Origin of the sequence: Paenibacillus sp. DMB5, assembly GCF_001517085.1 — a bacterium.
Taxonomy (GTDB): Bacteria; Bacillota; Bacilli; order Paenibacillales; family Paenibacillaceae; genus Paenibacillus_AQ.
Genome location: NZ_LRAC01000092.1, coordinates 38,882 through 64,583 on the forward strand (window position 1 = coordinate 38,882; position 25,702 = coordinate 64,583).

General features: G+C 53.5%; 20 protein-coding genes and 2 pseudogenes. 15 read left to right on the forward strand and 7 right to left on the reverse strand.

What is annotated here, in order from left to right; all coding sequences use genetic code 11:
- Nucleotides 1-21: 21 nt before the first annotated feature.
- Complete coding sequence (locus AWJ19_RS09385; protein ID WP_068723193.1) at nucleotides 22-1,005, forward strand: glycosyltransferase family 2 protein; 984 nt, start codon at nucleotides 22-24, stop codon at nucleotides 1,003-1,005.
- Nucleotides 1,006-1,128: 123 nt separating this feature from the next.
- Here the strand turns inward: AWJ19_RS09385 and AWJ19_RS09390 are convergent, their stop codons facing one another.
- The 3 genes from AWJ19_RS09390 to AWJ19_RS09400 form a co-directional block, all read right to left on the reverse strand.
- Complete coding sequence (locus AWJ19_RS09390) at nucleotides 1,129-1,695, reverse strand: FAD-dependent oxidoreductase (RefSeq protein ID WP_068723195.1); 567 nt, start codon at nucleotides 1,693-1,695, stop codon at nucleotides 1,129-1,131.
- Nucleotides 1,696-1,766: 71 nt separating this feature from the next.
- Nucleotides 1,767-3,305 carry a HAMP domain-containing sensor histidine kinase gene (locus AWJ19_RS09395; protein WP_068723196.1) on the reverse strand — a complete coding sequence of 513 codons (1,539 nt, stop codon included), beginning with the start codon at nucleotides 3,303-3,305 and terminating at the stop codon, nucleotides 1,767-1,769.
- The gene (locus AWJ19_RS09400) at nucleotides 3,302-3,988 is read right to left on the reverse strand and encodes a response regulator transcription factor (RefSeq protein ID WP_068723197.1); all 687 of its coding nucleotides are present in this window, start codon (nucleotides 3,986-3,988) and stop codon (nucleotides 3,302-3,304) included. Before AWJ19_RS09400 ends, AWJ19_RS09395 begins: the two co-directional genes overlap by 4 nt.
- Nucleotides 3,989-4,430: 442 nt before the next feature.
- Here AWJ19_RS09400 and AWJ19_RS09405 point away from each other — a divergent pair, with 442 nt between their 5' ends.
- The 3 genes from AWJ19_RS09405 (at nucleotide 4,431) to AWJ19_RS09415 (ending at nucleotide 9,255) form a co-directional block, all read left to right on the forward strand.
- Nucleotides 4,431-5,594 carry a glucose-1-phosphate adenylyltransferase gene (locus AWJ19_RS09405; RefSeq protein ID WP_068723198.1) on the forward strand — a complete coding sequence of 388 codons (1,164 nt, stop codon included), beginning with the start codon at nucleotides 4,431-4,433 and terminating at the stop codon, nucleotides 5,592-5,594.
- Between the two features lie 21 nt (nucleotides 5,595-5,615).
- Nucleotides 5,616-6,719: a glucose-1-phosphate adenylyltransferase subunit GlgD gene (glgD, locus tag AWJ19_RS09410; RefSeq protein ID WP_068723200.1), complete on the forward strand. Its 1,104-nt coding sequence runs from the start codon at nucleotides 5,616-5,618 to the stop codon at nucleotides 6,717-6,719.
- Between the two features lie 106 nt (nucleotides 6,720-6,825).
- Nucleotides 6,826-9,255 (forward strand): glycogen/starch/alpha-glucan phosphorylase, encoded by a 2,430-nt coding sequence (locus AWJ19_RS09415; RefSeq protein WP_068723202.1) that lies wholly within the window; start codon nucleotides 6,826-6,828, stop codon nucleotides 9,253-9,255.
- A gap of 81 nt (nucleotides 9,256-9,336) precedes the next feature.
- Here AWJ19_RS09415 and AWJ19_RS09420 read toward each other — a convergent pair whose 3' ends face one another.
- The gene (locus tag AWJ19_RS09420) at nucleotides 9,337-9,816 is read right to left on the reverse strand and encodes a GAF domain-containing protein (protein WP_068723204.1); all 480 of its coding nucleotides are present in this window, start codon (nucleotides 9,814-9,816) and stop codon (nucleotides 9,337-9,339) included.
- 208 nt (nucleotides 9,817-10,024) lie between these two features.
- Between AWJ19_RS09420 and AWJ19_RS09425 the strand changes: the two genes are divergently transcribed.
- From AWJ19_RS09425 to AWJ19_RS09435, 3 genes and pseudogenes are all read left to right on the forward strand, one after another.
- Nucleotides 10,025-10,321, forward strand: coding sequence for a hypothetical protein (locus AWJ19_RS09425; protein WP_068723206.1), 297 nt, complete (start codon nucleotides 10,025-10,027; stop codon nucleotides 10,319-10,321).
- A 224-nt stretch (nucleotides 10,322-10,545) separates the two neighbouring features.
- Nucleotides 10,546-11,103, forward strand: coding sequence for a GNAT family protein (locus AWJ19_RS09430; protein WP_068723208.1), 558 nt, complete (start codon nucleotides 10,546-10,548; stop codon nucleotides 11,101-11,103).
- A 47-nt stretch (nucleotides 11,104-11,150) separates the two neighbouring features.
- Nucleotides 11,151-12,661 (forward strand): annotated as a pseudogene (locus AWJ19_RS09435) (MDR family MFS transporter).
- A 536-nt stretch (nucleotides 12,662-13,197) separates the two neighbouring features.
- On the opposite strand, the gene AWJ19_RS09440 reads toward AWJ19_RS09435, so the two are convergent.
- Nucleotides 13,198-13,665, reverse strand: coding sequence for a MarR family transcriptional regulator (locus AWJ19_RS09440; RefSeq protein WP_039869523.1), 468 nt, complete (start codon nucleotides 13,663-13,665; stop codon nucleotides 13,198-13,200).
- Between the two features lie 360 nt (nucleotides 13,666-14,025).
- Here AWJ19_RS09440 and AWJ19_RS09445 point away from each other — a divergent pair, with 360 nt between their 5' ends.
- The 3 genes from AWJ19_RS09445 (at nucleotide 14,026) to AWJ19_RS09455 (ending at nucleotide 17,436) form a co-directional block, all read left to right on the forward strand.
- Entirely contained in the window at nucleotides 14,026-15,339 is a 1,314-nt protein-coding gene (locus AWJ19_RS09445; protein WP_068723210.1) for an MFS transporter, read from the forward strand.
- Nucleotides 15,340-15,412: 73 nt separating this feature from the next.
- Nucleotides 15,413-16,144, forward strand: a complete 732-nt coding sequence (locus AWJ19_RS09450; protein WP_068723211.1) for an ABC transporter ATP-binding protein — start codon at nucleotides 15,413-15,415, stop codon at nucleotides 16,142-16,144.
- A complete protein-coding gene (locus tag AWJ19_RS09455) occupies nucleotides 16,123-17,436 on the forward strand; it encodes an ABC transporter permease (protein WP_128083552.1) in 1,314 nt (437 codons plus the stop codon). Before AWJ19_RS09450 ends, AWJ19_RS09455 begins: the two co-directional genes overlap by 22 nt.
- Before the next feature lie 82 nt (nucleotides 17,437-17,518).
- Here AWJ19_RS09455 and AWJ19_RS09460 read toward each other — a convergent pair whose 3' ends face one another.
- Nucleotides 17,519-18,781 (reverse strand): NAD(P)/FAD-dependent oxidoreductase, encoded by a 1,263-nt coding sequence (locus AWJ19_RS09460; RefSeq protein WP_068723214.1) that lies wholly within the window; start codon nucleotides 18,779-18,781, stop codon nucleotides 17,519-17,521.
- Nucleotides 18,782-18,932: 151 nt separating this feature from the next.
- Here AWJ19_RS09460 and AWJ19_RS09465 point away from each other — a divergent pair, with 151 nt between their 5' ends.
- From AWJ19_RS09465 to nadE, 3 genes are all read left to right on the forward strand, one after another.
- Nucleotides 18,933-20,642 (forward strand): ATP-binding protein, encoded by a 1,710-nt coding sequence (locus AWJ19_RS09465; RefSeq protein WP_082707796.1) that lies wholly within the window; start codon nucleotides 18,933-18,935, stop codon nucleotides 20,640-20,642.
- Nucleotides 20,643-20,762: 120 nt separating this feature from the next.
- Nucleotides 20,763-21,197: a BrxA/BrxB family bacilliredoxin gene (locus AWJ19_RS09470; RefSeq protein ID WP_068723216.1), complete on the forward strand. Its 435-nt coding sequence runs from the start codon at nucleotides 20,763-20,765 to the stop codon at nucleotides 21,195-21,197.
- A 98-nt stretch (nucleotides 21,198-21,295) separates the two neighbouring features.
- Nucleotides 21,296-22,105: an ammonia-dependent NAD(+) synthetase gene (gene nadE / locus AWJ19_RS09475; protein WP_068723218.1), complete on the forward strand. Its 810-nt coding sequence runs from the start codon at nucleotides 21,296-21,298 to the stop codon at nucleotides 22,103-22,105.
- A gap of 96 nt (nucleotides 22,106-22,201) precedes the next feature.
- Here nadE and AWJ19_RS09480 read toward each other — a convergent pair whose 3' ends face one another.
- Nucleotides 22,202-23,032, reverse strand: a complete 831-nt coding sequence (locus tag AWJ19_RS09480; RefSeq protein ID WP_068723220.1) for an alpha/beta fold hydrolase — start codon at nucleotides 23,030-23,032, stop codon at nucleotides 22,202-22,204.
- Between the two features lie 173 nt (nucleotides 23,033-23,205).
- Between AWJ19_RS09480 and acpS the strand changes: the two genes are divergently transcribed.
- Both acpS and mutY read left to right on the forward strand, forming a co-directional pair.
- The gene (acpS, locus tag AWJ19_RS09485; RefSeq protein ID WP_068723221.1) at nucleotides 23,206-23,598 is read left to right on the forward strand and encodes a holo-ACP synthase; all 393 of its coding nucleotides are present in this window, start codon (nucleotides 23,206-23,208) and stop codon (nucleotides 23,596-23,598) included.
- A 66-nt stretch (nucleotides 23,599-23,664) separates the two neighbouring features.
- Nucleotides 23,665-24,872, forward strand: a pseudogene (mutY, locus tag AWJ19_RS09490) (A/G-specific adenine glycosylase).
- The last annotated feature ends 830 nt before the right edge of the window (nucleotides 24,873-25,702 follow it).

A 25,702-nucleotide genomic window follows, 5' to 3' on the forward strand; every position in this document is an offset into this window, starting at 1 on the left:
TAATTTAAGGAGGAGCTGCCCATGAATATCAGCGTGCGCTATTCCGTCATTATACCGATGTACAATGAAGAAGCCGTGATTCAGGAAACCTACCGGCGGATCAAAAAAGTAATGGGTACAACAGGCGAGTCCTATGAGCTGCTGTTCGTAAATGACGGCAGTACAGATCATTGTGCACAGATGGTGGAGGAATACAGCTACTGGGACGAGAGTGTGAAGCTGATCGACCTTTCGCGCAATTTCGGCCATCAGATTGCCATTACAGCCGGCATGGACTATTCGCTGGGCGATGCCGTCATCATTATTGATGCCGATTTGCAGGACCCGCCGGAACTGATTCTGAAGATGATCGAGGAATGGAAAAAGGGCTACGAGGTCGTATATGCCAAGCGGATCAAGCGCAAAGGCGAATCCTTATTCAAAAAATGGACGGCCAGCGCCTTTTACCGTATTCTCCGCTATTCTACCGACATCTCCATCCCGGTGGATACCGGTGATTTCCGGCTGATCGACCGCAAGGTGTGTGAAGAGCTGAAACGGCTGCCGGAGAAAAACCGGTTTGTCCGCGGCCTGGTCAGCTGGGTCGGCTTCCGGCAGAAGGCGATAGAATACGAGCGGGATGAGCGGCTGGCCGGAGAGACCAAATATCCGCTGAAGCGGATGATCAAGCTGTCGCTGGACGGCATGACCTCCTTTTCATACAAGCCGCTGAAGCTGGCAGGTTATCTCGGAGGGCTGCTCTCAGCCGGCGGATTTCTGTACCTTATGTATGTGCTGTACCTGGCGCTCTTTACGGATGAGGCCGTTAAAGGCTGGGCATCAATGATCGGCATTACCTTAACGTTTAACGGGTTCGTGCTGATCATGCTGGGTATTCTCGGCGAGTATGTAGGCCGGATTTATGATGAGACCAAGGGCCGTCCGCTGTATATTGTGCAGGATTTCTATGAGGGCAGGGCGCAGCAGGCTGTTCAGGAGCCCAGAGTAGCCCAGCTTAACAAGTGAATAGGGAGAGTGACCTCTCCGGTACGAAAAAAGCTATCCCGGCAGATTTGGCCTCAGGCCAATCCACCGGAATAGCTTATTGCTGCTCTGAATTACTGAGCTGTATAGGCTTGCCTCGTAATACTAAGCCTTCAGCAAATCGTGGTCCACATATCTTGCGCCGTTCAGCTCGCTGATGATGTTGATGGCTACTTTTGCACCGTCACCGGCAGTGATGATGGCGTGTACACTGACACCGGCAACCGTTCCGGCGGCCCAGATGCCGTTAACATTGGTTTTGCCCTCTGCGTTAACCGCCACTACGGTTTTGATTCTTGGCTCAGTGCCGTCCTTCGTTTCTACTCCTGCTTTGGCGGCAAGGTCAGTCAGCACTCCAGTTGCCAGGATAACATGCTTCGCTTCGTAAGTAGCACCGCTTTCGGTTTCAATCGTAATGCCTTCGCCGCCGGCTGTGAGGTTAACGGCCTGATCGGCAATCAGCTCTGCTCCAAATTTGACCGCCTGCTTATGGCCGGTTTCAACCAGGTCGGGACCGCCGATTTCGGCAATTCCATAATAGTTCTCATACCAGCCTCTGCGGGTCATGCCTTTGTCATTGTCAATCAACAGCGTTTTTTTGCCCGCCTTGGCAGTGAACAGGGCGGCGCTTGCACCGGCAGGGCCGGCTCCGATAACAGCAACTTCATACATAGCGTTAACCTCCTGGAAATTAAGTAAAGTTAAGTATGCTTACTATTATAACGTTAATTACGGCTTATAAGCTACCAGCCTGCCAGACAGGGCAGAGTGATGGTGAAGGTAGTCCCTTTACCGGGGGCGCTCTCCGCGCTGATCTCTCCGCCGTGCGCTTCAACAAGCGATTTGGTGATGGATAAGCCGAGGCCGGATCCGCCGTATTTGCGCGTGCGCGAAGAGTCGCTGCGGTAGAAGCGGTCGAAAACATGCGGCAGATGCTCGGCTGAAATCCCCGAGCCGTTGTCGCTCACAGCAAGCTCTGCTTCATGGTTTCGGGCATGCAGGGCAATGTGGATAGCCCCTTGTTCTTTATCCGTATGCTGCACGGCATTATGAAACAGATTGAGCACAACCTGCTTGATTTTGTCAGGGTCATACATTCCGCGGATGCCCCTTGAACAGTCGAAGGTGACCCGGCGGCTGCCTGCCAGGACCAGCAGCTGCGGCTGCATCTCCCCGATAATCTCATCCAGCTGCAGCTCTTTGGCCCTGAGCTGGGGCGCGCCGTCCATCCGGGCCAGCAGCAGGAGATCCTCGACCAGCTTGTTGATCCGCCTGGATTCCCCGTGCATGCTGTTCAGCGCATTATAGAGCTGCTCTTTATTGTCCGCAGCCCCGCGCAGCAGCACCTCCAGGAAGCCGTGGATTGAGGTGAGCGGGGTGCGCAGCTCATGCGAGGCGTCGGCTGCGAACCGCCGCATCTGCTCCTTGGCCTCGCGCTCACCCCGGAAGGAGATTTCCAGCCGCTCCAGCATTCCGTTGAAGGAATGGGAGAGCTTGTCGATTTCTGTCTGTCCCTGATTAACCGGGAAGCGGACATCCAGATTGCCGGCATCTATACTCTCTGCGGCATCCCCCATATTGGACAGCGGTACGAGCGTCTTGCGCAATGCGGGCAGGTAGAGGAAGAGGCCGGCCAGCAGAGCGGCCACGGCGAGTACAGCAAAAATCATCAGTTGCTGCAGGATCACATCCTTCAGCGGTCCTGTCTCCACACTCATCTGCAGCAGAATTTTGTTCCCGCCGGGCCGGCCCAGATCCATGAAGACAGCCAGATGCTGGCTGCCGTCCGAGGCCGTAATCAGCCTGTAGCTTCCGGTTGCCTTATCCGTCGTATGAATGAGCAATTCATTGTATTGCTGATCGTTCAGCCTCGGGGCGGCAGACTCGGACAGCGTATCCTTCTGCAGGTCCGTAAAGGTGCCGTCCGAGCTGTATGCGGCAATGGTCGTATGCGCATCGAGCAGAAGCGGGCGGCCTCCCTCGCCGTTGCGCTGGCCAGACGGGTTGTTGCCCGGCATGCTGCCCATGCTGCCGCCGCTGAAGGAATTAGAGAAATCCCCGTAAATGAGCCGGTAAAAAAAATCACGCGGCACAGACCGCAGCTGGGCCTCCATCGTTTCGGCCCGGTTGCTGTAAATAAAGTTGCGCATCAGCACATACTGCAGCACTCCGATGAGCAGCAGGAGGGCGGAAAGAATAAGCAGCGAGGTAGCCAGCAGCTGCTTGCGCAAGGACCTTGGAGCGTGCAGCCTGCGCAGAAAGCGGGGCAGACGCGTTATCATAACAGGTCCACCCGGTAACCGGCGCCGCGCAGTGTGCGGATAATCCGGTGCTCCTTATCGCCCAGCTTCTCGCGGAGGGAACGGATATAGACCTCGACGATATTTTCCTCACCGCCGAAGTCATAGCCCCATACCTTGTCCAGAATCATCGGTTTGCTGAGCACCAGGCCGTGGTTAATCACGAGGTACTGCAGCAGCTCATATTCAGTCGGGGAGAGCTCAAGCACCTCGTCCCTGAACCGGATTTCCTTACGTCTGCCGTCGATCCGGAACGGGCCGCAGCGGACCTCGCCGAGCAGGCCGGGGAATTGGTTGCGCAGCCGCGCCTGTATCCGTGCCAGCAGCTCATCGAAGCTGAACGGCTTAACCATGTAATCATCTGCGCCGATGGACAGGCCCTTAACCCGGTCATCGACCTCGTCTTTGGCCGTCAGCATAATGACGGCAATTTCCGTTTCCTCCGAACGGAGATAACGGCACACCTCAAACCCGTCCATCCCGGGCATCATCACATCAAGAATCGCCACATGCGGCTTGAAATCCGCAGCAATGGCGATGGCGCTTGCGCCGTCAGGTGCCGTTTTTACTTCAAAGCCTTCATTGCAGAGTCCCAGTTCCAGAAACTGGAGTATATGAGGCTCGTCGTCAACGAGCAGGAGGCGTACGCCCTGGGTTGCTTTCATCATCATTTCCTCCATTTACAATAAGAGATAGCTATAGTATGACACATTAGGTTGAACGTTTGCTGAATAACAATGCCAAGACGATTCGAAAATGTCGTTCATGGTTAATCATAATGGTTAATCTATGTATACAGGCTGTAAATGTAAATTTATGAAGGGAATTAGCGGAAATTTTAACTTTATCAGGGTGTAAAAAGGGTTTTGACGGCGGGCCTAGAACACTTTACAATAAGGATACCAAACCGGAGGATTAAAGAAATTTCCAGCGTTCCGGCAGCGTGATACATATCCTTTTGTTTTCCCCGTTCGTCATCTTATCAAATATCCTATCAGGCACCTTTCTTTTCATTTTACTTCTTTGGGTACACTTCTTTTTGGAATCAGATTCACTTAAACCTCATTTATTTCGTTTTTATTACCCATATGTCAAGGAGGCTCTTCCATGAAGAAAAAAGAAATGGTAGCTATGCTATTGGCGGGAGGCCAAGGGAAAAGGCTGAAGGGCTTGACCAAATCGCTTGCCAAGCCCGCTGTGTATTTTGGAGGAACCTACCGGATTATTGATTTCCCGCTGAGCAACTGCTCGAATTCAGGAATCGATACGGTTGGCGTGCTGACGCAATATGAGCCGCTGGTCCTGCATTCATACATTGGAGTAGGCGGTGACTGGGATTTGAACCGCAAGGACGGCGGTGTATTTGTATTGCCGCCGCATGAACGGGAGAACGGAAGCAGCTGGTACCGGGGTACGGCTGATGCGATTTACCGTAATCTGAAGTTTGTAGACCAGTTCGATCCGGAGCATGTGCTTATTCTGTCCGGCGACCATATCTACAAAATGGATTACAACGCCATGCTGCAGTATCACAAGTCAAGAAATGCGGACTGCACGATTTCCGTCATTGACGTTTCTCTGGAGGAGGCAAGCCGCTTCGGCATCCTCAATACGGATGAAGACCTGAAAATTTACGAATTTGAAGAAAAACCCGCCAAGCCTAAGAGCACACTGGCATCGATGGGTGTATATATTTTTAAATGGGAGGTTCTGCGCAAGCATCTGCTGGAGGATGGCGAGAAGCCGGATTCCTCTCATGATTTCGGGAAGGACATCATTCCGCTGATGCTGGCAGACAACAATTCCCTGTATGCTTATCCTTTTGAAGGCTACTGGAGAGACGTCGGTACGGTAACCAGCCTGTGGGAAGCCAACATGGATCTCTTGAGCGACCATCCGCCGCTGAATCTGAATGATCCGAACTGGCGGATTTTTACCCGCAACCCGAACCAGCCTGCACAATATGTGGCTCCGGAAGCCAAAGTATCGAGCTGCATCATTAATGAGGGCTGCATTGTGCGCGGGGAAGTGAAGCATTCGGTGCTGTTCTACGGCGTGGAAGTGGGCGAAGGCAGCGTTATTACCGACTCGGTCATTATGCCCAAGGTAAAGATCGGCAAGAATGTAAGAATTCATAAAGCCATCATAAGCGAAAATACAGTGATCGAAGATTATATGGAGATCGGCAATGACCGGGAGAATGAGGATGAGATTCTGCTGATCGACAATCGTAGCAAAAAACGCAAAACAGTTGCAGCCAAAACCATATAATTTTAGAGGACGGTGACCGCGATGAAAGAGCTTATGGGCGTAATTAATCTTGATCATGAACTGGACAAATTGAATGAATTAACCTATTTCCGCTGCGGTGCGGCCGTGCCTTTTGCCAGCCGTTACCGGCTGATCGATTTCGTATTATCCAATATGATGAGAGCGGAACTGGAGAGTGTCGGGCTGTTTGTCCGCCGCAAATACCGTTCGCTGATGGACCATCTGGGTGACGGAAAGTCCTGGGATATGAACCGCAAGCATGGCGGGCTGTTCATTCTGCCTCCGGACTGGAACGATCCGACCGATACGTCAATCGGTGATCTGCAGCACTATCATAACAACCTGGATTTTTTTAAAAGAGCCTCCGCCAAGTACATTGTATTCTCGGGCAGCCAGCATATTAATACTGTTGATCTGCAGGATGCCTTCCAGTACCATCTGGAAAAGGGTGCCGATGTCACGCTTGTCTACAAAGCGATTGACCAGCTTCAGCCCGAGCATGATCCGTGCTTGCGGCTTGAATTAAATGAGGACAATCTCGTTACCGAGATTCACCAGGAGAAGCATCATCCCAATGTCTACCTGGATATATTCATCATGGAAAAGAAATTGTTCCTGGAGCAGGTGGAGTACTGCATTGCGCATGGGGAGAGCTTTTTCTTCCGTGACGTGATTCAGAAGAACCGGGCCAATTTCAAAATTGCCGGCTATGAATACAAAGGCTATCATGCCGTAATCAATTCACTGGAGAGCTATTACAAGAATAGTCTGGAGCTTCTCAAACAGGAGAATTATCTGGGTCTGTTCAAGGAAAATCCGGTGCAGACCAAGATCAAATATGAAGCGCCGACCCGTTATCTGGACAGCGCAAGTGTCACCAATTCCCTGGTAGCCAACGGCTGCGTTATCGGCGGAACCGTCGAGAACAGCGTGATTTTCCGCGGGGTACAGATCCGTGAAGGCGCGAAAATCATCAATTCTGTCATCATGCAGAAATGTGTGATTGAAGAGAACGCTGTAATTGAGAATGTTATCATGGATAAGGACGTACACCTCAGCAAGGACAGGATACTCGTCGGGGATAGCAAGCGTCCGTTTGTCATCGCCAAGAGCAGCAAAATTTAATCCCAGGATCAGCCGGACTGTGTAAGCATGCAGTCCGGCTGGTCCTGACTTTCCATAGAGGCCCTGTATCTCACAAAAATACACATCCGACTGGAGGAACCTGCTGTTGTTTAACGACAAAGAAAGCTTCAAAAAAGTATTCCGCGAGACGCTTATCGGAAAATTGGGCAAGCCGCTGGAAGAAGCATCGAATGGTGACGTATATAAGATTCTGGGCAATATGATCCGTGAGAATGCGGGAAAGAACTGGGCAGATACGAACCAGAAGTTTAAGATCAGCCAGCAGAAACAGGTATACTACTTCTCAATGGAGTTTCTGATCGGCCGGCTGCTGGGCAATAACCTGCTGAATATGGGCGTGCTGGAAGTTGTGCGGGAGGGTCTTGAGGAACTGGGCTTTGATCTGCGTGCAGTAGAGGAAGAAGAGGCAGATGCGGGTCTGGGCAATGGCGGTCTGGGCCGGCTTGCAGCCTGTTTTCTGGATTCACTCGCCTCCCTGCAGTATGCGGGCCATGGAAGCGGCATCCGTTACAAATACGGCCTGTTTGAGCAGAAAATCGTAGACGGCTATCAGGTAGAACTGCCGGACTACTGGCTGCAGAACGATAATGTGTGGGAAGTGCGCCGGGAGGACAAACAAGTGGAGGTCCGCTTCTGGGGCCGGGTTGAGACCCGCGAAGAGAACGGTGAACTGGTCTTTGAACATAAGGATTATGAAGCGGTTCGTGCAGTGCCTTACGATGTGCCGGTGATCGGCGCCGACCGTAAGCATGTCAACACGCTGCGCAACTGGAGTGCCGAATCGATTACTCCGGCTTCCCGGATGTCAGGCTCGCTAACCGGTTCGGATTACCACAAGTTTCTGGAGTACAAACGCTCTGTGGAATCTATTTCGGAATTCCTGTATCCGGATGATTCGCAGTATGAGGGCAAGCTGCTCCGGCTTAAGCAGCAGTACTTCCTGTGCAGTGCGGGCGTGCAGAGTATTATGCGCACCTTCAGCAAGACCGGCGCGCCGATTGAAGCACTGCCGGACAAAGTAGCGCTGCATATTAATGATACGCATCCGACTCTGCTGATTCCCGAGCTGATGCGCATTCTGATGGATGTGCACGGCCTGGGCTGGGATAAGGCCTGGGATATGACAACCCGTATGGTCTCGTATACGAATCATACCATTCTCAGTGAAGCCCTTGAGAAATGGCCGATGAATATGGTCAAGGAGCTCCTGCCGCGGATTTTCCTGATTATTGAGGAGATTAATGCCCGGTTCTGCGGTGAGCTGATGAGCAAATATCCCGGTGACCAGAACCGGATTAACCAGATGGCAATCATTCATGACGATCAGGTACGCATGGCCAATCTGGCTATTGTGGCCAGCCACAGCGTCAATGGGGTAGCTGCGCTGCATACGGAGATTCTGCAGAAGCGTGAAATGCGGCTGTGGAATGAGATGTATCCGCACCGGTTCAATAACAAGACCAACGGAATTACCCACCGCCGCTGGCTGCTGCATGCCAATCCCGAGCTGGCCGGCCTCATCAACGATTCCATCGGCACACGCTGGATTCATCACCCGCAGGAAATGATCGGGCTGATCAAATACTGTGAGGATGCTTCCTTCCAGGAGCAGGTGGCAGCGATCAAACGGCGCAACAAGCTGCGGCTGGCTGATTATATCACCAAGAAGCACGGTGTTCAGGTCGATCCGGATTCGATCTTTGACGTCCAGGTCAAGCGGCTGCATGCCTATAAGCGCCAGCTGCTGAATATTCTGCATATCATGCACCTTTATAACCAGCTGAAGGATAACCCGTCCATGGATATGGTGCCGCGCACCTTTATTTTCGGGGCCAAGGCAGCGCCGAGCTATCACCTGGCCAAACGGATCATTAAGCTGATCAATACAGTAGCCGATGTAGTGAACAAGGACCCGGATATCAAGGGCAAGATCCGCATCTTTTTCCTGGAGAATTATTCGGTTTCCCTGGCGGAGAAGATTATTCCGGCGGCCGATGTGAGTGAGCAGATTTCTACAGCCAGCAAAGAAGCATCCGGTACCGGAAACATGAAATTTATGATGAACGGGGCGCTGACCATCGGAACGATGGACGGGGCGAACGTGGAGATGCATGAAATGGTCGGAGATAACAACATGTTCCTGTTCGGGCTGCGGGCGGAGCAGGTTATGGATTATTACCAGTTTGGCGGATACCGCTCCCGCGACATCTATTATGGCGACGGGCGTGTGAAGGAAGTGCTGGATCAGCTGGTTACGCCTGGACCAATCTGCTGCAATACCCAGGAATTTGATACGCTGTACCAGTCGCTGCTGGATAATAATGATGAGTTCTTCGTCCTTAAAGATTTTGCAAGCTATGTAGAGACACATGTCAAAATCGACCTGGCTTACCGCAACCAGCGGGAATGGCTGAAGAAGTCGATTGTCAACATCGGCCACTCCGGCAAGTTCTCCAGCGATAATACCATCAGCCGCTATGCGGCGGAAATCTGGAAGATCAATCCGGTCGGTTAAAATAAGCGAGCTGTCAGCAAAGAGGCCGCCGCAGATCCAGGTGACTCCTGGTCTGCGGCGGCCTTATGTGTGCCGGAGTGTCTACAGCACGGCAGCAATCATGGCTGCGAAGCGCTCCAGAAAACGCCGTTCTTCGTCATCGAAGCGGTGCTTGAGCGGGCTGTCAATATCGAGTACGCCAAGGAGCTGGTCGCCCTTGATGAGCGGAACCACGATCTCGCTATTCGATGCGGCATCGCAGGCGATGTGTCCGGGGAAGGCATGGACATCATCCACCACAAGCGTCCGGCGCTCTGCAGCGGAGGTTCCGCAGACCCCGCGGCCCATCGGAATACGGATGCATGCGGGCAGACCCTGGAACGGCCCGAGAACAAGCTCTTTGCCGTCGAATAAATAGAATCCGGTCCAGTTGGTATCCGGCATAGAGAATTTGAGCAGCGCCGAGGCATTTGCCAGATTGGCAATTGCACTTGGTTCACCGTCGATCAATGCTGCAAGCTGTGAAAGCACGGCCTCGAACCGTTCGCTGCGTGTCCCGTCATAGGGCATTGCCTGAAACATGAAGTATCACCTTCCTGTACCTTAAATCAGTAATGAAATATAACTGTAATTAACAACATAGTACAGCCGGACTCGGCTCGTCAAGCGTTACCGTAAATTTGCATAAATCACAATAGGAACCTTAACTGGAGTAATAACAGTGTTTCCGCTTCCGCCTGCCAGGGTAATGCTTAATATATCATAGGCTCTTGGCCGGAAGGAGTGGAATATGCGCGCCGATGTACAGAACTTGTTCATAGGAATCCATATGCTTTATATTGCACATGAGAGGGATTTAACTTTGTCGGATATGCTGCCTGAGCTTGAAAACCTGGGATACCGGGTTGCGGAACGCGAAGTGAAGCAGGAGCTGGAGCGGCTCACCCAGGAAAACTTTCTGACTGCCCATGGCGATGCGTTCAGCATCACCGGTACGGGATTGGAAGAGTTCAAACATATTCAGGAGAAGCTTCAGGTAGTATGCGCTGAGGTGCTTACTCCGGCTCAGGCGGCAGCCAAGGCTTAAGCTGATTCCGGCTCCAGGCAGGTACAGCTGCCGGGTTTATGCAGAGTGTGCCAACTTTTTATCAAGCAATGAACAGCGTCAGTATCAGGGCGGATTTCCGCCCGTGCGGCGCTTTTTGTCATGTACAGGCGGGCAGGAAGGATCAGGACGGCAGATTTGCTATTTCCTTCGGGAAATCCTTACATATGGTGTATACTTAATGAATTGGAAAGGGGACGGATAGGGTGTACATAAGCGGCGGGGTAACCCCGGAACTGCACGGAGCAAGAATAGCGCTGCAGTCCATAGCTGTTTCTCATGCACCGGCGCTGTATGAGATATGGACCCATCCGGCTGTGGGTCCCTGGCTGGATGCCCCGCCGCTGGAATCAGCCCATGATGCCGGGCAGCTGATTGAACTGCTGCTGCAAATGTCGCGGGAGGAAGAGAGCCTGCGCTGGAGTATTGCCCTGCCGGACGGGAAGATTATCGGGAGCTGCGGCTATAACCAGTGGCAGCTGGCCGGAGCTTACCGGGGTGAGATCGGCTGCGAACTGTCACCTGTTTATTGGGGGCAAGGTTATATGCGTGAGGCGCTGGAGCTTATGCTGGATTTCGGCTTCGGCACAATGGGGCTGAACCGGATCGAAGCATTATGCCATCCCGGCAATACCCGTGCGGCGGGATTGTTCCGGGCACTGGGCTTTTCACAGGAAGGGCTGCTGCGTCAATACCGGCATACCCGTGCCGGTTTTCAGGATGCGGCACTATTTGCGCTGCTGCGCAGTGACCGGCAGAAATAGCAGCTTTTAGAGCTGCCTGATATAACATGGAGAGGATCTGAATTTCATTGAGTACACCAGGAGCAACAGAGCGAAAGCTTATCTTAACCGGGGTTCTGCTGGCCACCTTTTTGGCAGCCATTGAAGGAACAGTTACGGGGCCGGCCGGGCCGGCAATCGTCGGCGATTTTCAGGGCATCCTATGGCTGAGCTGGATCTTTACCGCCTACCTGCTGACCATGGCGGTGACAACGCCGATCTTCGGCAAGCTGAGTGACCTGATCGGCCGCAAGCCGGTATTTATGGGGGGAGCGGTTGTCTTTCTGCTCGGCTCTCTGCTGTGCGGCATTTCGCAGAGCATGGGGCAGCTCATTCTGTTCCGGGCGATTCAGGGGATTGGGGCAGGAGCACTTATTCCAATGACTTTTACCATTATCGGGGATATTTACAGCATTAAAGAGCGGGCCAAGACGCAAGGGCTGCTGAGCTCCGTCTGGGGGATCTCCTCACTTGTAGGTCCGCTGCTCGGAGGCTATGTGGTGGATTACCTGAGCTGGCGCTGGGTATTTGTGTTTAACCTGCCCTTTGGCCTGCTGTCGATCCTGTTTATTGCCCGTTACCTGAAGGAAGAAAAGGTAAAACGCGTGGCGAAGAAGATGGATATAGCCGGAGTTCTGCTGTTTGCAGCAGGGGTAAGTGCGCTGCTGTTCGGCCTTACCGCCGGCGGGCAGAATCTGGCCTGGACTTCACCGCTGCTGCTTGGCCTGCTGGGGACGGCGGTTATTCTGCTGGTTATATTCCTGTTCGTGGAGCGGCGGGCGCCGGAGCCGATGCTTCCGCTGTCGCTGTTCTCCATCCGCAATATTGCGGTGTCGACCGGAGCCAACCTCCTGGTCAGCACCTTGATTATTGGACTGTCCACCTATGTACCGCTGTGGGTGCAGGGGGTATTCGGCGAAGTGCGGCTCTTTCCGGTCTGCTGCTGGCTCCGATGTCTGTGGGCTGGACGCTGGGCTCCATAGCCGGAGGCCGGATGATTCTGCGCGCCGGCTCCCGCCGCACAGGCATGCTTGGACTCTCCCTGATCGCCGCAGGAGCAGTAGGACTAACGTTTATGACTGCAGACTCCTCGCAGCTGCAGCTTCTGATTCTGATGCTGTTCTGCGGTGTAGGCTTCGGTTATGCGTCTACCGTATTTACGATTATCGCCCAGTCCTCTGTCGGGCATGACCAGCGCGGCGCTTCGACGGCGCTGAATACCTTCACCCGATCACTCGGCCAGACGGTCGGGGTGGCGGTATTCGGGTCCTGGCTGAATCTGAGCATCGACAGGCTGCTTGCAGACCAGCCCGGTGCGGCAGTTAGCGGAGCGGATATTAACAGCCTGCTGAACCCGCATGGCGGCAGCACCCTGACCGGCGATGCCTGGAACAGCCTGCATGGAGCGCTGGAAGGCGGCCTGCATTCCCTGTTTATTATGATGGCTGTACTGGCCGTTCTGTCGCTGATTATTTCCTCAGGCCTGCGCCAGGGGTTACCTTCGCTGGGTGAGGAGAAGGCGAAGCTGAAAGAAGCGTAGTATCTGGGACACAGGCCTCTGTAGATTAAACTAGTACAGCAGTTATAAGTCCGGGCATTCCCTGGAGTCAAATTCCCAGACTAAATAATCAGCATAGGGCTGCTTACATAGTACGTATACCTGTGCGTTCATCAGACTAAGTGGATTTTCTCCATCTATTTTTCGAGTATAAGGATGTTTTGAGAAATTAGGTGGAAAAACGCTACTTAATTTCTCCGGATTTGCTTCATAAGGCTGTTTTGCCCCGATATAAGTGACGTTTATCCACTTAGTTATCGTAAATGCTGCTAAAAGGGGAAATTAAGTGGCGAAAATCCACCTAAATGAATTGAGCTTGTGCGAAATCAGGAAATACGAAGATAAACGTGGCCGGAGGCTTAACCTTCCTTCCCTGGATCCGCGCCCTCACTTATACAGAAACGGCTGCACTGTCCAAAAGGACGCTGCAGCGTTTTTGTGTAGCGATATTTCTGTAAAAGACGTTTAAAGTGAAGACAGAGATAGTGAATGAATTCACTATCTCTGCTCTGCCTGTATTATTTGCGGGGCAGTGGCGAGAGCTTCTCGGCCTGAAGGCCCATCTTCTTGAGCAGGACAATCATCTGCTCCTTCTCTTCATCGTTCAATCCGCTGAAAGCCAGATGCAGGCGTTCTGAATATTTCGGATACATTTCGCTCATCAGCTGTTCGCCTTCGGCTGTCAATTCAGCAAAGATCACACGGCGGTCATTGGCACAAGGCTTGCGCTGCAGGTAGCCGCGTTCTTCAAGCTTATCAATGACGTAAGTGACGTTGCCGCTCTGCAGCAGCAGCTTGGCTCCGATCTGCTGAATCGGCTGAGGACCTTTGTAGTACAGGACCTCCATGACAGCAAAGGCAGTAGGGTTAAATCCTTCAATCTTGCTTCCGGTAACGGCATGCTCGTTAATACTCTTGAAAGACTTGGCAAAAACCCGGTACAAATGAAGTGTTAACTGAGTATCGCGTTCATAGGATTGTATCATGCTTCTCCACCCTCTATCGTTATCGTTAGTCGTACAGGTCGCCCTGTACGTAAGGAATCATGGACCCGGCGGCACCTTAAAAGTGCAGTTAAATTTGAGATACCCTTACAATACGGCAAACAATGGCTTCAAGAACATGTGATTTGTCACAATGAGCACACTTTTAATTATTAAAAATCAAACAATTTTTTGACGGTGACTCTGTTTTGGGCAAAAGAGTGTCAAATTTGCGGTCCGCCCCGCGCAGGAGAGGGGTCTCCGCTCCGGGAACCACCGATATTTACAGCCGGGGATTGATGAGGAACCCGGCAATTTTCCCGTACTATTAATTCAAATATGCAGATGCGGGAGGATTAAATAATGAATGAACCAAACAATGCAGCGCTTGCGGATGAAAAGCTGACCGCTAACCGGCCGTTTATGCTGCTGATTGCTGCACAGCTGATTTCGAATATAGGCGATTGGCTGCATTTCCTTGCCCTGCTGACCATGGTCGGGCTGAAGTGGCAGGCCAGTCCGTGGGAGATTACGGCAATTTCTCTGTGTATGGCTGTACCGATGCTGCTCGGGGGAGCACTGGGCGGGTATCTGAGCGATACCTTTGACCGCAAGTCTATTATGATCTGCTCGGATGTGGCCCGTGCCGGGATTGTAGCCTGTCTTGTATTTGCCGGCTCCCTATGGCAGGTTTACCTGCTGCTCATAGCCAAAGGCATGATGGATGTCCTGTTCTCTCCGGCGAAAAGCGGCAAGCTCAAGGAGCTTGTCCCCTCTGCCCAGATGGACCGGGCGGTTGCTTTAAGCTCATCCATTGAGCAGATCACCAAAATTATCGGTCCGGCATTCGGTGGTTTGCTCGTCGCGGCATTCGGAATTTCCGCCTGCTATCTGCTGGATTCGGCCACCTATATGCTCTCTGCCGCCATCCTGCTGGCAGTGCCGCGGGCAGGGAAGTACAAGACAGCCCGCGGGGCGGAAGCCGCGACGAAATTGCCGGGACGGGCATCCTTTCTCCGTGAGGCAGGCACCGGCCTGCGGCTGATTACCGGAATGCCGGCTGCACTGGGCGGGCTTGTCATGCTGGTGACAGTACTGCTGGTGCTGCAGATGGCCGATTCCCAGACGATAACGCTGTTCCGGGACATTCCCGGCATCAGCGGGGACATGCTGGGCTGGTGCCTGGCGGCGAGCGGTCTCGGCACACTGCTGCCAGCACTTGCCGCAAGCCGTACCGGCAGGCGTCCGCTGATCTTTATGAGTGCCGGGGCCATCCTTATGGGTTCTGTATTTGCCGCCGCTGCACTGGTAACAGCCTACGGGGAGGCAGGATTGTGGATGAACATTATACTGTTCGGCTCGTTTGCGGCGGCGGGAGCAGGGGCGGGCCTTGTGTTTATCCCATTCTATGCGATGCTGCAGCGGCGGACACCTGAAGCCTACACAGGGCGGGTATTCGGTACGGTGAACAGCCTGACCAGCGCTGCAGCCATTCTCGGGCCTGTAGCAGGCGGTGCACTTGTGACAGCATCCGGAGCAGTTCCCGCTTTTATCTTGTCCGGTGTGCTGTCAGCCCTGCTTGGCCTTGCCATGCTGCTGCTAAGCGGACGGATCGAGGCCAGGGACAGAACGGCCGGAACGGAGCCGCAAGTAATGTTTGAAGTCTCCCAGCCATAGTCCTTATAATGGTAAAAAGCCCGGATATACAGCCGGGACAAAGGGTATTCAACATTAGGAGATGGAAAGCGGAATGGAAGAGACAGAAGAGTTGGGGGAAGAACGGGAAATTGTTCTGGATGTCGATATTGAAGAGGCCGGGTATGAGGCGGGGGACAAACGGATTTCCGACATCTCCTTTCAGGTCCGGCGCGGAGAGCTGTTGGGACTGATCGGCCCGAACGGTGCCGGTAAAAGCACCACGATCAAGACACTGCTCGGCCTGCTAAAGCACGCCAAAGCTAAAGTAACGATTGGCGGAGCGAATAAATCGTATGCTTATGTACCGGAGCAGCCGGTATTCTATGAAGATCTGACACTCTGGGAGCACTTGGATCTGGCTGCTGCCGCATACGGCCTGCCATATGACCAGTTTGAGCCGGCAGCAGAGAAGCTGCTGGTGCAGTTCGGCATGGGTCATGTGCGCGACGATCTCCCGGCAGGCTTCTCCAAGGGCATGAAGCAGAAAATGATGCTGATGCTCGGCTTTCTCGTTCAACCTGACGTATACATCGTGGATGAGCCGTTTATCGGGCTGGACCCGCGTGCGACCAAGGATTTCCTGCGCTTGCTGGAAGCTGAGCGGAAGCGCGGGGCGGGCGTGCTCATGTCTACGCATGTCCTTGACACGGCGGAGAAAATCTGTGACAGCTTCGTGCTGATCTCCGGCGGTGAAATAGCAGCAACAGGCACGCTGGAAGAAATCCGTGACAGTGCCGATCTGCCGGAGGGGTCGTTGTTTGATTGCTTCGACGAATTGACATGAGGGGGCGCGAACATACGGCTGGAGATAACAGCCCCCGTCCAGCAGGAGCTGGCTATGCTTTCCCTACCGGACCGCGCCTGTTCCGGCGGCGGCTGTTCTCGCATTGGCGCGAGCAATCGGCCATCATCCGGACAGCTGCGGACTGGACGGTGCTGCTCTATATTGTAATTCCCGGCGGCCTGCTGGGCGGCCGGTTCTATTATGGCTTCTGGTCAGGCGAGGTCCCTGCCTGGACTACGGTTGTACCCTTCGTTACGCTTCTTCTGCTGCTTGCAGTCCTGCTGCTGACCGGCGGGATGGTACTGCTGCTGCAGGAAGGTGATCTGCTGTTTCTCAGACAGCGGCAGAACTGGATAAGAAGTATCCTGCTGCGCGGGATGATTTACAGCCTGACCGTAACTGCACTCAAAATAGCTGCGGTATACGCTGTTCTACTGCCCTTTATTATCCGCGGCTACGGGCTCAGTCCGGCAGCGGCCGGAGCGCTGCTGCTGCTGACGGTCACTGCCGGCTGGAGCATCAAGCTGCTGGGGCATATCGTCAGGGTGCAGCGTCAGGGCTTACGCCGCTGGCTGCTGCTGCTTCCCGCTGTTACAGTGCCCGCCGGGCTGTATGTCTGGCTGGCACTGCTCTGGCAGGACAGTCCGTTACTGCTCCTGGCTGCTGCCGCTGTATACGCAGCAGTTACCGTATGGGCACTGCGCTCCCGCCTCCGGCTGCAGGGAACCTTCCTCAGCGATGTGCGCGAGGACTACAAGCAGCGGATGCGAATTGCCGGCCTGCTGCTGCGGGGCGTGCTGGATAAGCCGCGTCCCACCCGGTACAAGCCGTGGATCTTCCGCAAATCGCAGCCGTTGCTGTCCTCCAGGCAGCCGGAGAGCCGCTTTACTGCTGCCGGAATCAAAGCACTGGTGCGCAATCCGGCTCACCTGAAGCTGTACTTATCGTTTACGGGAGTATCCATGAGTGCACTCCTTATTGCTCCGGCCTTCCTGAAATGGATCCTGCTTGCCGTGCTTGCTTTATTAATGTGCTACTGGCTGAGCTCCTTCTGGCTGCTCTTCGCCGGAGATGATTATATCGGCATCCTGCCGTTTACGAAGGAGCAGAAGGCCGCAGCCGGTTCTAAGGCTATGCTGATTCTTGCTATTCCGTATACTGTACTGTGCTCCGCGGTGGTCTGCATTCCGCTGTACGGCTGGTGGGGGCTGCTGCTGTTTGTCCCGCTGGGCTTCGGTATCGGAACCTTCATCGCCCGGATTTACAGCACGATCCGGCTGACAGAGCATTAAACGCTCTGAAACCCCAAAAAAGCGTTGCCCGCGCATAGGCCGCAGGCAACGCTTTTTGGCTCTTCCGAAGAAGAAGCTGCTCCTAACCAAGCCGGGAGGCGGCGTTTTCTCCGGCCATATAGCCTGTGGAGAAAGCAGCCGTAATGTTGTAGCCTCCGGTGTAGCCGTGAATATCAAGGATCTCACCGCAGAAATACAAGCCCTCCATTAGCTTGGACTGCATCGTTTTGGGATCAACCTCCTTGAGGTTTATGCCTCCGCCTGTTACAAAGGCTTCTTCAATCGACAGAGTGCCGTACACCCTGATCGGAAAACGCTTGACCAGCTGGGCAAGCTGCTGCCAGTCCTGCTTAGGGATATTGTCATAGGTAAGATTATCCGGCAGACCCGCCCTCTGCAGCAGAATCGGGATGATCCGCTCAGGCAGATAGCCCTTCAGCACATTTTTGACCGACTTTTTCGATTCCTGGGCGGCCAGCTTCAGCGTTTCGTTATATACATCTTCTTTACTCTTTTCGGGCAGAAAATCAATCGAGACCTCAATGTTTCCGCTGCCGTACTGCTTCAGGGCCTTGACGACAAACTGGCTGCAGCGCAGGGCAATCGGCCCGGAAATGCCGAAGTGGGTAAACAGCATATCCCCCTGGTGCTCAATAAGCTTTTTGCCTTTGGGATTCCATACGGACAGGGACACCTCTCTCAGAGAGAGGCCCTGAAGCTCCTTGCTCTGGATAAAAGGTTCATTCGAGGTAAGCGGAACCTCGGTCGGGAAAAGCTCCGTGATCGTATGCCCCGCCTGTTCAGCCCAGGCATAGCCGTCCCCTGTTGAGCCGGTCTGGGGTACGGATTTGCCGCCGGATGCGATAATGACACTGCGGGCCTCTAGAACCTCGCCGCTCTGCAGCTGGACGCCTTCAACCCGTCCTTCCTTGTAGAGAATCTCGCGTACGGGTGCGTGCAGCCGGATCTGCACCCCCTGTCCCCGCACCTGATTGACCAGTGTATCCACAACGGTTTTCGCTTTATCGCTTACCGGAAACATCCGCCCATTGTCCTCTTCCTTCAGCCGGATTCCCAGATTCTCGAAAAAGGCTATAATGTCTTTATTGCTGAACTGTGAAAAAGCGCTGTATAGAAACCGGCCGTTTCCCGGAATATACTTGATCAGCTCATCAATCTCTTTATTATTGGTGACATTGCAGCGGCCTCCGCCGGAGATGCCCAGCTTGCGCCCCAGCTTGTCCCCTTTTTCCAGCAGAAGCACCTTCCCGCCCTTGCCGCTTGCGGCAATTCCGGCCATCAGCCCGGCGGAGCCCCCGCCGATTATGATTACATCGTATCTCATATGTTTAACTCCCAAACTGTTTGTTTGCTTTAATTTTACCATGTCAGCCGTTTCAATGCAGCGCCAGGATCTGTGCGGGATTTCCGTTGTCAGAACTGCCTTGGCTATGCTTTAATCTTAATTGAAAAGGGTATTTTGTCTAACGCAGGGAGTGATTACAATTATTGAGCAAATTAAGGATATTCTATTGCAGATATCGGCAGCCGGTTCCTTTTTGTTTGTGTTTCAATGGTGGCTGGACCAGGGTCAGATGACCCGCAGGAACAGGCGTCTCCCTGATGATTTGTCCTTTCTGGTTATCGGCTGTGCGCTCAGCATTGCCGTCTGTTCGATCCTTTCCTCATCAATCGCTGGAGGGGTATATCTTAATCTGGCCGTTCTGCCGGCTTTTATCGGCATTCTGTATGCGCCTTTCCGTTCCGGGCTGAGCCTGGCTGTGTTCTTTCTCCTCTGTACCGCCCTGTTCTCTGAGCCGCCGGGTCTGAGCGCCATCATCATTAATTCAGGGGCATTGCTCTATCCGCTGCTCTTTGGGTTAGCGCATCCCTTCAAACAGGCTAAATGGTTAGAAAAGGTAGTCCTGCTGTGGGCTGTATTGTTCCCGTGCATGTTTTTCGTGGCCATGGTGCCCAATATGCAGAAAATCCATGAGGCACAGACGTTCAACTCTGATGTAATACTGGTTACAGCCTATCTGTTTGTTGCTGTGGTGACGGGAAGTCTGCTGATCTTTTGCATCGAAACCGCTTGGGATAAGGTTCTGGTAAAAGAGAAGATGGAGGGCCTTTCGGAACGGTTCATGTGGGAATCCAAAAAACTGGAGCAGGTCACAGATATTGTCCAGCTTAATATTATGTCGATGAATGAACTCGGCTATATAACAGAACTCAATGAGTACATGCTGAAGCTGATTCACAGGCATTATCCCGATTATACGAGAGAGATGCTTCTTTCCCGGCCGGCAGCACTGCTGTTCGCAGGCAGTGTGGACAAACAGACCTATATGCAGCTGAAGGCCATTTTTTTTAACAAACAGCGCTCCAATGCCAAAATAAACTGTGGAGACTACATCTATCAGATATATACAGCACCGGTTCATCAAGGTTCCGGTTATCCGGACGGCGTAGTGATGATTGTACAGGATGTGACGGAGGAAGAGAAAATCCGCACGGAGCTGGATCATGTCGAACGGCTGACGCTGGTAGGCCAGATGGCGGCCGGCATCACGCATGAGATCCGTAATCCCATGGCCGTAGTGCGCGGGTTCCTGCAGCTGATGCGGGAGAAAAGTCCGGGGGAGCTTGATTCCTATTATCAGATCGTAATGGATGAGCTGGACCGTGCCAACGGAATCATTGATGATTTTCTGTCATTGGCCCAGAGCAGGGTTTCAGACAAAGAACTGGTGCAGCTCCATCATATAATAGAAGAATTGTCTCCGCTGATCTGGGCGGATGCCAATCTGCGCGGCCAGAGCGTAGAGCTGAACACAGCGCCTGCCCTGCCGCTCCTCAGGCTGAATGTCCGGGAGGTCAAGCAGGTGATTCTGAATCTGGCCCGCAACGGAATGGAAGCCATGGAGGCCAAGGGAGTGCTGACTCTGGAAACCCGGGTGAACAACAGCAATATTGAACTGGTCATCAGGGATACCGGCAGCGGGATTGAACAAGATAAGCTTGCAAATTTGTTTACTCCCTTTTTTACGACGAAGAACCATGGAACGGGCCTCGGTCTGCCGTTGTGCCTGAGCATTGTTGAGCGTCATAACGGCACCATCAGGGTGGACTCTGCGGCAGGAGAAGGTACAGCAATCACGGTAGCCCTCCCTTATGAAGCGGCAGAAGAAAACCTTGCGGGATAAGGGGAACATCCGGCCCGCATTCCTTGCTTTCACAGGGTATGTATGTATAATAAAGTTAGTGATTGCTGCGGTAATGCAGCCTAACCTTACATTCAAGAGGCAAAGGAGAGTGCAGAAGAAATGTCCATGTCATTTAATCAATATATGCGGGATTCGATTCAGCCTATGCGTGATGACCTGACCAGTATCGGGTTCCAGGAATTGTTGACTCCGGAAGAGGTGGAAGCCGCTCTTCCAGCTGCAAAAGGAACAGCGCTTGTTGTTGTGAACTCTGTCTGCGGCTGTGCAGCCGGCCAATGCCGTCCAGGCGTAGCCCAGGCTCTGCAGAATGAGAATCTGCCGGATCACCTGTTTACGGTGTTCGCGGGCCAGGAGAAGGAAGCAACCGCCAAAGCGCGTGAATACTTCGCTCCGTATCCGCCTTCTTCACCTTCCATCGCGCTGATGAAGGATGGGGAGCTCGTTCATTTTATTGAGCGCCATGGTGTTGAGGACCGTTCGGCAAGCGAAATCGCTGCTGAACTGAAAGAGGTTTTCGACCGTTATTGCCAGTAAATTAAGGGTAATAAATCAGAGGAATCTCGCGGCGGCCGGAAGCCCGGCTCTGCGGGATTTTTTTTCAAATAAGGAGATGCAGAAACGGAGGAATGGTTATGAGCCTGCAAGAAGAGATTATTGCTGCCCTTGGCGTCAAGCCGGCCATTGATGTGGAAGCAGAGGTACAGAAACGTGTGGATTTCCTGAAATCTTATGTACGTCAAGCCGGTGCCCAAGGGCTGCTGATCGCGATCAGCGGGGGTGTCGACAGCGCAGTAGCTGCAGGATTGTGCAAACGGGCGACGGACGAGCTGACTGCCGAGGAAGGCAAGGAATATATAACGCTTGGCGTTTTCCAGCCTTACGGTGAGCAGGAGGATATTGAGCACAGCTATGCGGTGGCGGAGGCGTTTGGGCTTACCCGCAAAGTTGAAACCAATATTGAAGAAGCGGTTAATGAGATTGCGCTTGAAGTGGAGCACAGCCTCAAGGCGCTGGGGCAGCACCGTCATATTACGCATCAGGGCAAGGGGAATGTAAAAGCCAGAACGCGGATGGTGATGCAGTATGCGCTCGCTTTTGAGAATAATCTGCTGGTAGTGGGTACGGATCACGCTTCCGAGGCAATTACCGGTTTCTATACCAAGTGGGGCGACGGTGCGGTTGACATTACGCCGCTGAGTACGCTTAATAAGCGTCAGGTACGCCAGCTTGCGGTCTATCTGGGAGTGCCGGCCGAGGTTGTGACCAAAGCACCGACAGCGGGCCTGTGGCCGGGTCAAACGGATGAAACCGAGCTCGGCATTACGTATGATGAGAACAGCGACTATCTGGAGGGCAAGCCGGTTAGTCCGGAGGCAGCGGAGAAGCTTGAACGCTACTATAAGAGAACCGCTCATAAACGTAATGTCATACCGGGGATTTAACAGGGGCAGGCGCTAAAGATCCTAGCCCAAGATTCATAGGTCAAAAAAACCGCCGGAGTCAGCCTGTACCGCTATCCGGCGGTTTTGCTGTGCAGGTCAGAGAAGACTGCTGTTCTCCAGAGTGTGCCCGATAAAAGCTTCTGAAGCTGCAATCGCCTGCTCCAGTTGCGGTGTTGTTCCGGCAAAGGGATGAACGGTGCAGAAGGTATGGTTGCCTCCGGCAATCTGCACCCAGCTGATATCCGGACGGAGCCTGGTTAACTGCTCGGATCCCTGCCGCAGCCTTGCGCTGTCTTCGGTTCCCTGGATCAGGACGACCGGGAAAGAGGCCGATTTCATCCGCTCAAGAATATTGTAACGCTCAGCCTGGCGCTCCAGATCTTCAAGGATCACAGCATCCAGCGGCATTTGCTGGCCGGTACGGCCGTTAAGAACATGGCTGCGGCCTGATGTTCTCATTTCATGCTTCTGCTCCTCTGTGAACAGATCAAGGTCGGTGATCCCGTTCCAGGAGATGACTCCGGCAACCTCATCCGGATGGTCGAGCGCGTAGAGCAGACTGTCGCCGGCTCCCCGGCTGTGTCCCAGCAGAAACAGGGGCAGAGCACCGAATTTATGGTGCTGGCTGAGATAGGAGAGCAGGATCTTCATATCTTTGATCTCCCGGTTATAGGTGTTGCGGGCAAACTTCTCAAGCTCGGTGAAATGCTGCAAATCCTCGCCGATCCCGGCATGGGAAAAGTTGAAGGAGATCACTTCATGTTCATGGCTGAGTGCGGCTGCGGTGTAAGGGAACATCCCCCAATCCTTGAATCCTTTGTAGCCGTGTGCGATGACTATCAGGCTCTTGGCCTTACTGCGGGCAGGAAAATGGGAGCAGCGCAGGACTGCCTCCTCTCCGGCAGGTAACTCGAAATTACGGTTCATCGGGCGAATCCCCTCTCTTAATCAGAGATAATATGACAGAATCTAAAAGCCGGACTATAATCATTTCAGAATACCCAGAATGTATATGAAGATAATACCATTATTAAAGCGGTTAAAGAAAGATGGCAGATGAATGTGTTTAAGTGCGCCAAGCTCATAAGGAGTGTGAAATTGTGATTTATGGAATCGGCCATGATGTGCTGGAGATCGGCCGCATGCAGCGAATACTGGCCAACGAATCCGGCCCCAAATTTATCCGGCGCATTCTTACACCGGCCGAGCTGCAGCTGGCAGACGGGCGGACAGGCAGGCTGGCAGAATTCGTCTCCGGCCGGTTTGCTGCCAAAGAGGCGGTTGTGAAAGCGCTGGGCTGCGGAATCGGCAGCGAAGTGGGCTTTCAGGATATAGAAATACTGCCGGACGGCTCCGGCAAGCCGTCCGTGACGCTCTCGGAGGCTGCCTGGTCCAGGCTGGGCCTGAACGGGGCAGAGTATATTCTCCATCTGACCATCACACACAGCCAGGAATTGGCTTCGACCTTTGCGGTTATGGAGCGCAGGAACTAAAGCTTAATGGAGAAGTTAAGGACAGCCTTTTTATATAAATAGAATTTATAGGCAAGGAGATAAAGAATGACAACGCATGAACAGCAGGAGCAGGAGGTAAAACGGTTTTTCAGCACGAATCTGCTGGAATGGTATAAGGTTCAGAAGCGTGATTTGCCGTGGCGGCGTCACCGTAACCCGTATTATATCTGGATTTCGGAGATCATGCTGCAGCAGACGAGGGTGGATACGGTCATCCCCTATTTCAACCGGTTCATCGAACGGTTTCCTACGGTAGAGTCGCTGGCGGATGCGCCCGAGGAAGAGGTGCTGAAATGCTGGGAAGGCCTCGGCTACTATTCACGTGCCCGGAATCTGCAGCACGCTGCCCGGCAGGTTAAGGAGCTGTACGGCGGGGAGGTCCCGAATGACCGGGATGCCGTATTCGGACTGAAGGGCGTCGGGCCTTACACAGCCGGTGCGATCCTCAGCATCGCCTTCAACCGGCCTGAGCCGGCGGTGGACGGCAATGTCATGCGGGTGTTGTCCCGCTATTTCCTGCTGGAGGATGACATAGCCAAGGTACGACCCGGGTGAAAATGGAGCGCCTGGCAGCGGAGCTGATCCCTGAGGGGGAGGCGTCGCACTTCAATCAGGCGCTGATGGAGCTGGGCGCGCTGGTCTGCACGCCAAAATCACCGCGCTGCCTCATCTGCCCGGTGATGGAGCACTGCGCGGCGCGCCTGGCGGGCTGCGAGACCTCGCTGCCCGTCAAGACCAAGGCCAAGCCGCCGCGCCCGGAGGAGCGGCTGGCGGCCCTAGTCACCGGCAGCGGCGAGCACGCCGGCCGGGTGCTGATCCGGCAGCGGCCACAGAGCGGGCTGTTAGCCCGCATGTGGGAGCTGCCGCACTGGCCCGCGCCGCCTGCTGAGGGCGGCGGCCCCGGTGCGCTGCCGGAGGCGGCAGCGCTGGACCGGCTGCGCCGGTCCCTGCGTCAGGCCGGGATTCTCGCCCGGCCTGAAGGGCACTGGACGGCTGCGGAGCACACGTTCAGCCACATTGTTTGGACCCTGCAGGTGTACATCTGCAGGGAGGAGGACGCCCTGGCGCTGCCGCTGGCGGCAGAAGCGCGGGCGTCCTATGCGGCGGAGCCGTTCGCGGATGGAGGCCATCCGGAGGACGGCGGCGCCGTACGCTGGATCCGCCGTGAGGACATGGCGGACTATGCCTTTCCGAACGTTTTTCTCAAGCTGCTCAACAGCTACTTCGATGAGGTAGAGAAGGAGCAGCTGTAGGCGGCTGGTAGCCGGAGATGCTGCATATGTTAGCTGCAAGGAATGCGTTAATGCTGCTGACGAAGCTTAAAAAGCAATCATTGCTGCGGAGCGAATGTACAGTGGATGCCTCTTCATTATTGTAGCTATTGCAGCAGCCCCAACAAGATAAAGGCCTTGCCGTTTGCCCGGCAAGGCCTTTTTTGTATTATGGAGATGCGGCCTGGCAGTAGCCATACTAAAGCTGCCGGAGATGTTCCAGAGTATTCCCCAGGATACTTTAGGCTACCCCGGAATATCCCGCCTATTTGGGGAACAGTCAAAGGACTTCGCAGTTAAAAAGTATTTAAGTGGATTTCCGCCATCTAATTCTGTAATTTCTCTGAATTTCTGATCATTAGGTGTAAAAACGCCACTTATTTTAAGCGGAATGCCCCTTTAAGCAGACAAGCGGTATAATTAAGTGTCTTTTTTCAAATTAGAATCCCTTATCCCGGCAAATGCCGCCTTAATAGGTGATGATTTTCCACTTGGCGTGATTTGCCCTCACCTGCAGGCGCATGGCCATCATTAGATATTTAGAATAGATGCACTTTGTACACTTAAAACCGGCAGCTGAGGGGGGAAACCGGTATTTTAGCTGCACAAACTGCAATTAACTCTTAAGGTAACCCTCCCTTTTGAAGGTCTATAAGCATCCCTGACTTCAGGCAGTCGGAATTTATATGCAATCAGCCGGTACCTGCTCGAAGATTAATTTGTTGTACTACTTTCATGAACAGTTTAGCCCGCCTCACCCGAACATAAAAACGGATACCGCCCAAAGGGCAGTATCCGTTATGTGTACTCAA

Coding starts and splice junctions, on each gene's coding strand:
- AWJ19_RS09420 (WP_068723204.1), bottom strand. CDS start 9,816: ATGTTTCAGGCAATGCCCTATGACGGGACACGCAGCGAACGGTTCGAG.
- AWJ19_RS09405 (WP_068723198.1), top strand. CDS start 4,431: ATGAAGAAAAAAGAAATGGTAGCTATGCTATTGGCGGGAGGCCAAGGG.
- AWJ19_RS09385 (WP_068723193.1), top strand. CDS start 22: ATGAATATCAGCGTGCGCTATTCCGTCATTATACCGATGTACAATGAA.
- AWJ19_RS09480 (WP_068723220.1), bottom strand. CDS start 23,032: ATGAACCGTAATTTCGAGTTACCTGCCGGAGAGGAGGCAGTCCTGCGC.
- AWJ19_RS09470 (WP_068723216.1), top strand. CDS start 20,763: ATGTCCATGTCATTTAATCAATATATGCGGGATTCGATTCAGCCTATG.
- AWJ19_RS09445 (WP_068723210.1), top strand. CDS start 14,026: ATGAATGAACCAAACAATGCAGCGCTTGCGGATGAAAAGCTGACCGCT.
- AWJ19_RS09450 (WP_068723211.1), top strand. CDS start 15,413: ATGGAAGAGACAGAAGAGTTGGGGGAAGAACGGGAAATTGTTCTGGAT.
- AWJ19_RS09400 (WP_068723197.1), bottom strand. CDS start 3,988: ATGAAAGCAACCCAGGGCGTACGCCTCCTGCTCGTTGACGACGAGCCT.
- AWJ19_RS09395 (WP_068723196.1), bottom strand. CDS start 3,305: ATGATAACGCGTCTGCCCCGCTTTCTGCGCAGGCTGCACGCTCCAAGG.
- AWJ19_RS09425 (WP_068723206.1), top strand. CDS start 10,025: ATGCGCGCCGATGTACAGAACTTGTTCATAGGAATCCATATGCTTTAT.
- glgD (WP_068723200.1), top strand. CDS start 5,616: ATGAAAGAGCTTATGGGCGTAATTAATCTTGATCATGAACTGGACAAA.
- AWJ19_RS09440 (WP_039869523.1), bottom strand. CDS start 13,665: ATGATACAATCCTATGAACGCGATACTCAGTTAACACTTCATTTGTAC.
- nadE (WP_068723218.1), top strand. CDS start 21,296: ATGAGCCTGCAAGAAGAGATTATTGCTGCCCTTGGCGTCAAGCCGGCC.
- AWJ19_RS09460 (WP_068723214.1), bottom strand. CDS start 18,781: ATGAGATACGATGTAATCATAATCGGCGGGGGCTCCGCCGGGCTGATG.
- AWJ19_RS09390 (WP_068723195.1), bottom strand. CDS start 1,695: ATGTATGAAGTTGCTGTTATCGGAGCCGGCCCTGCCGGTGCAAGCGCC.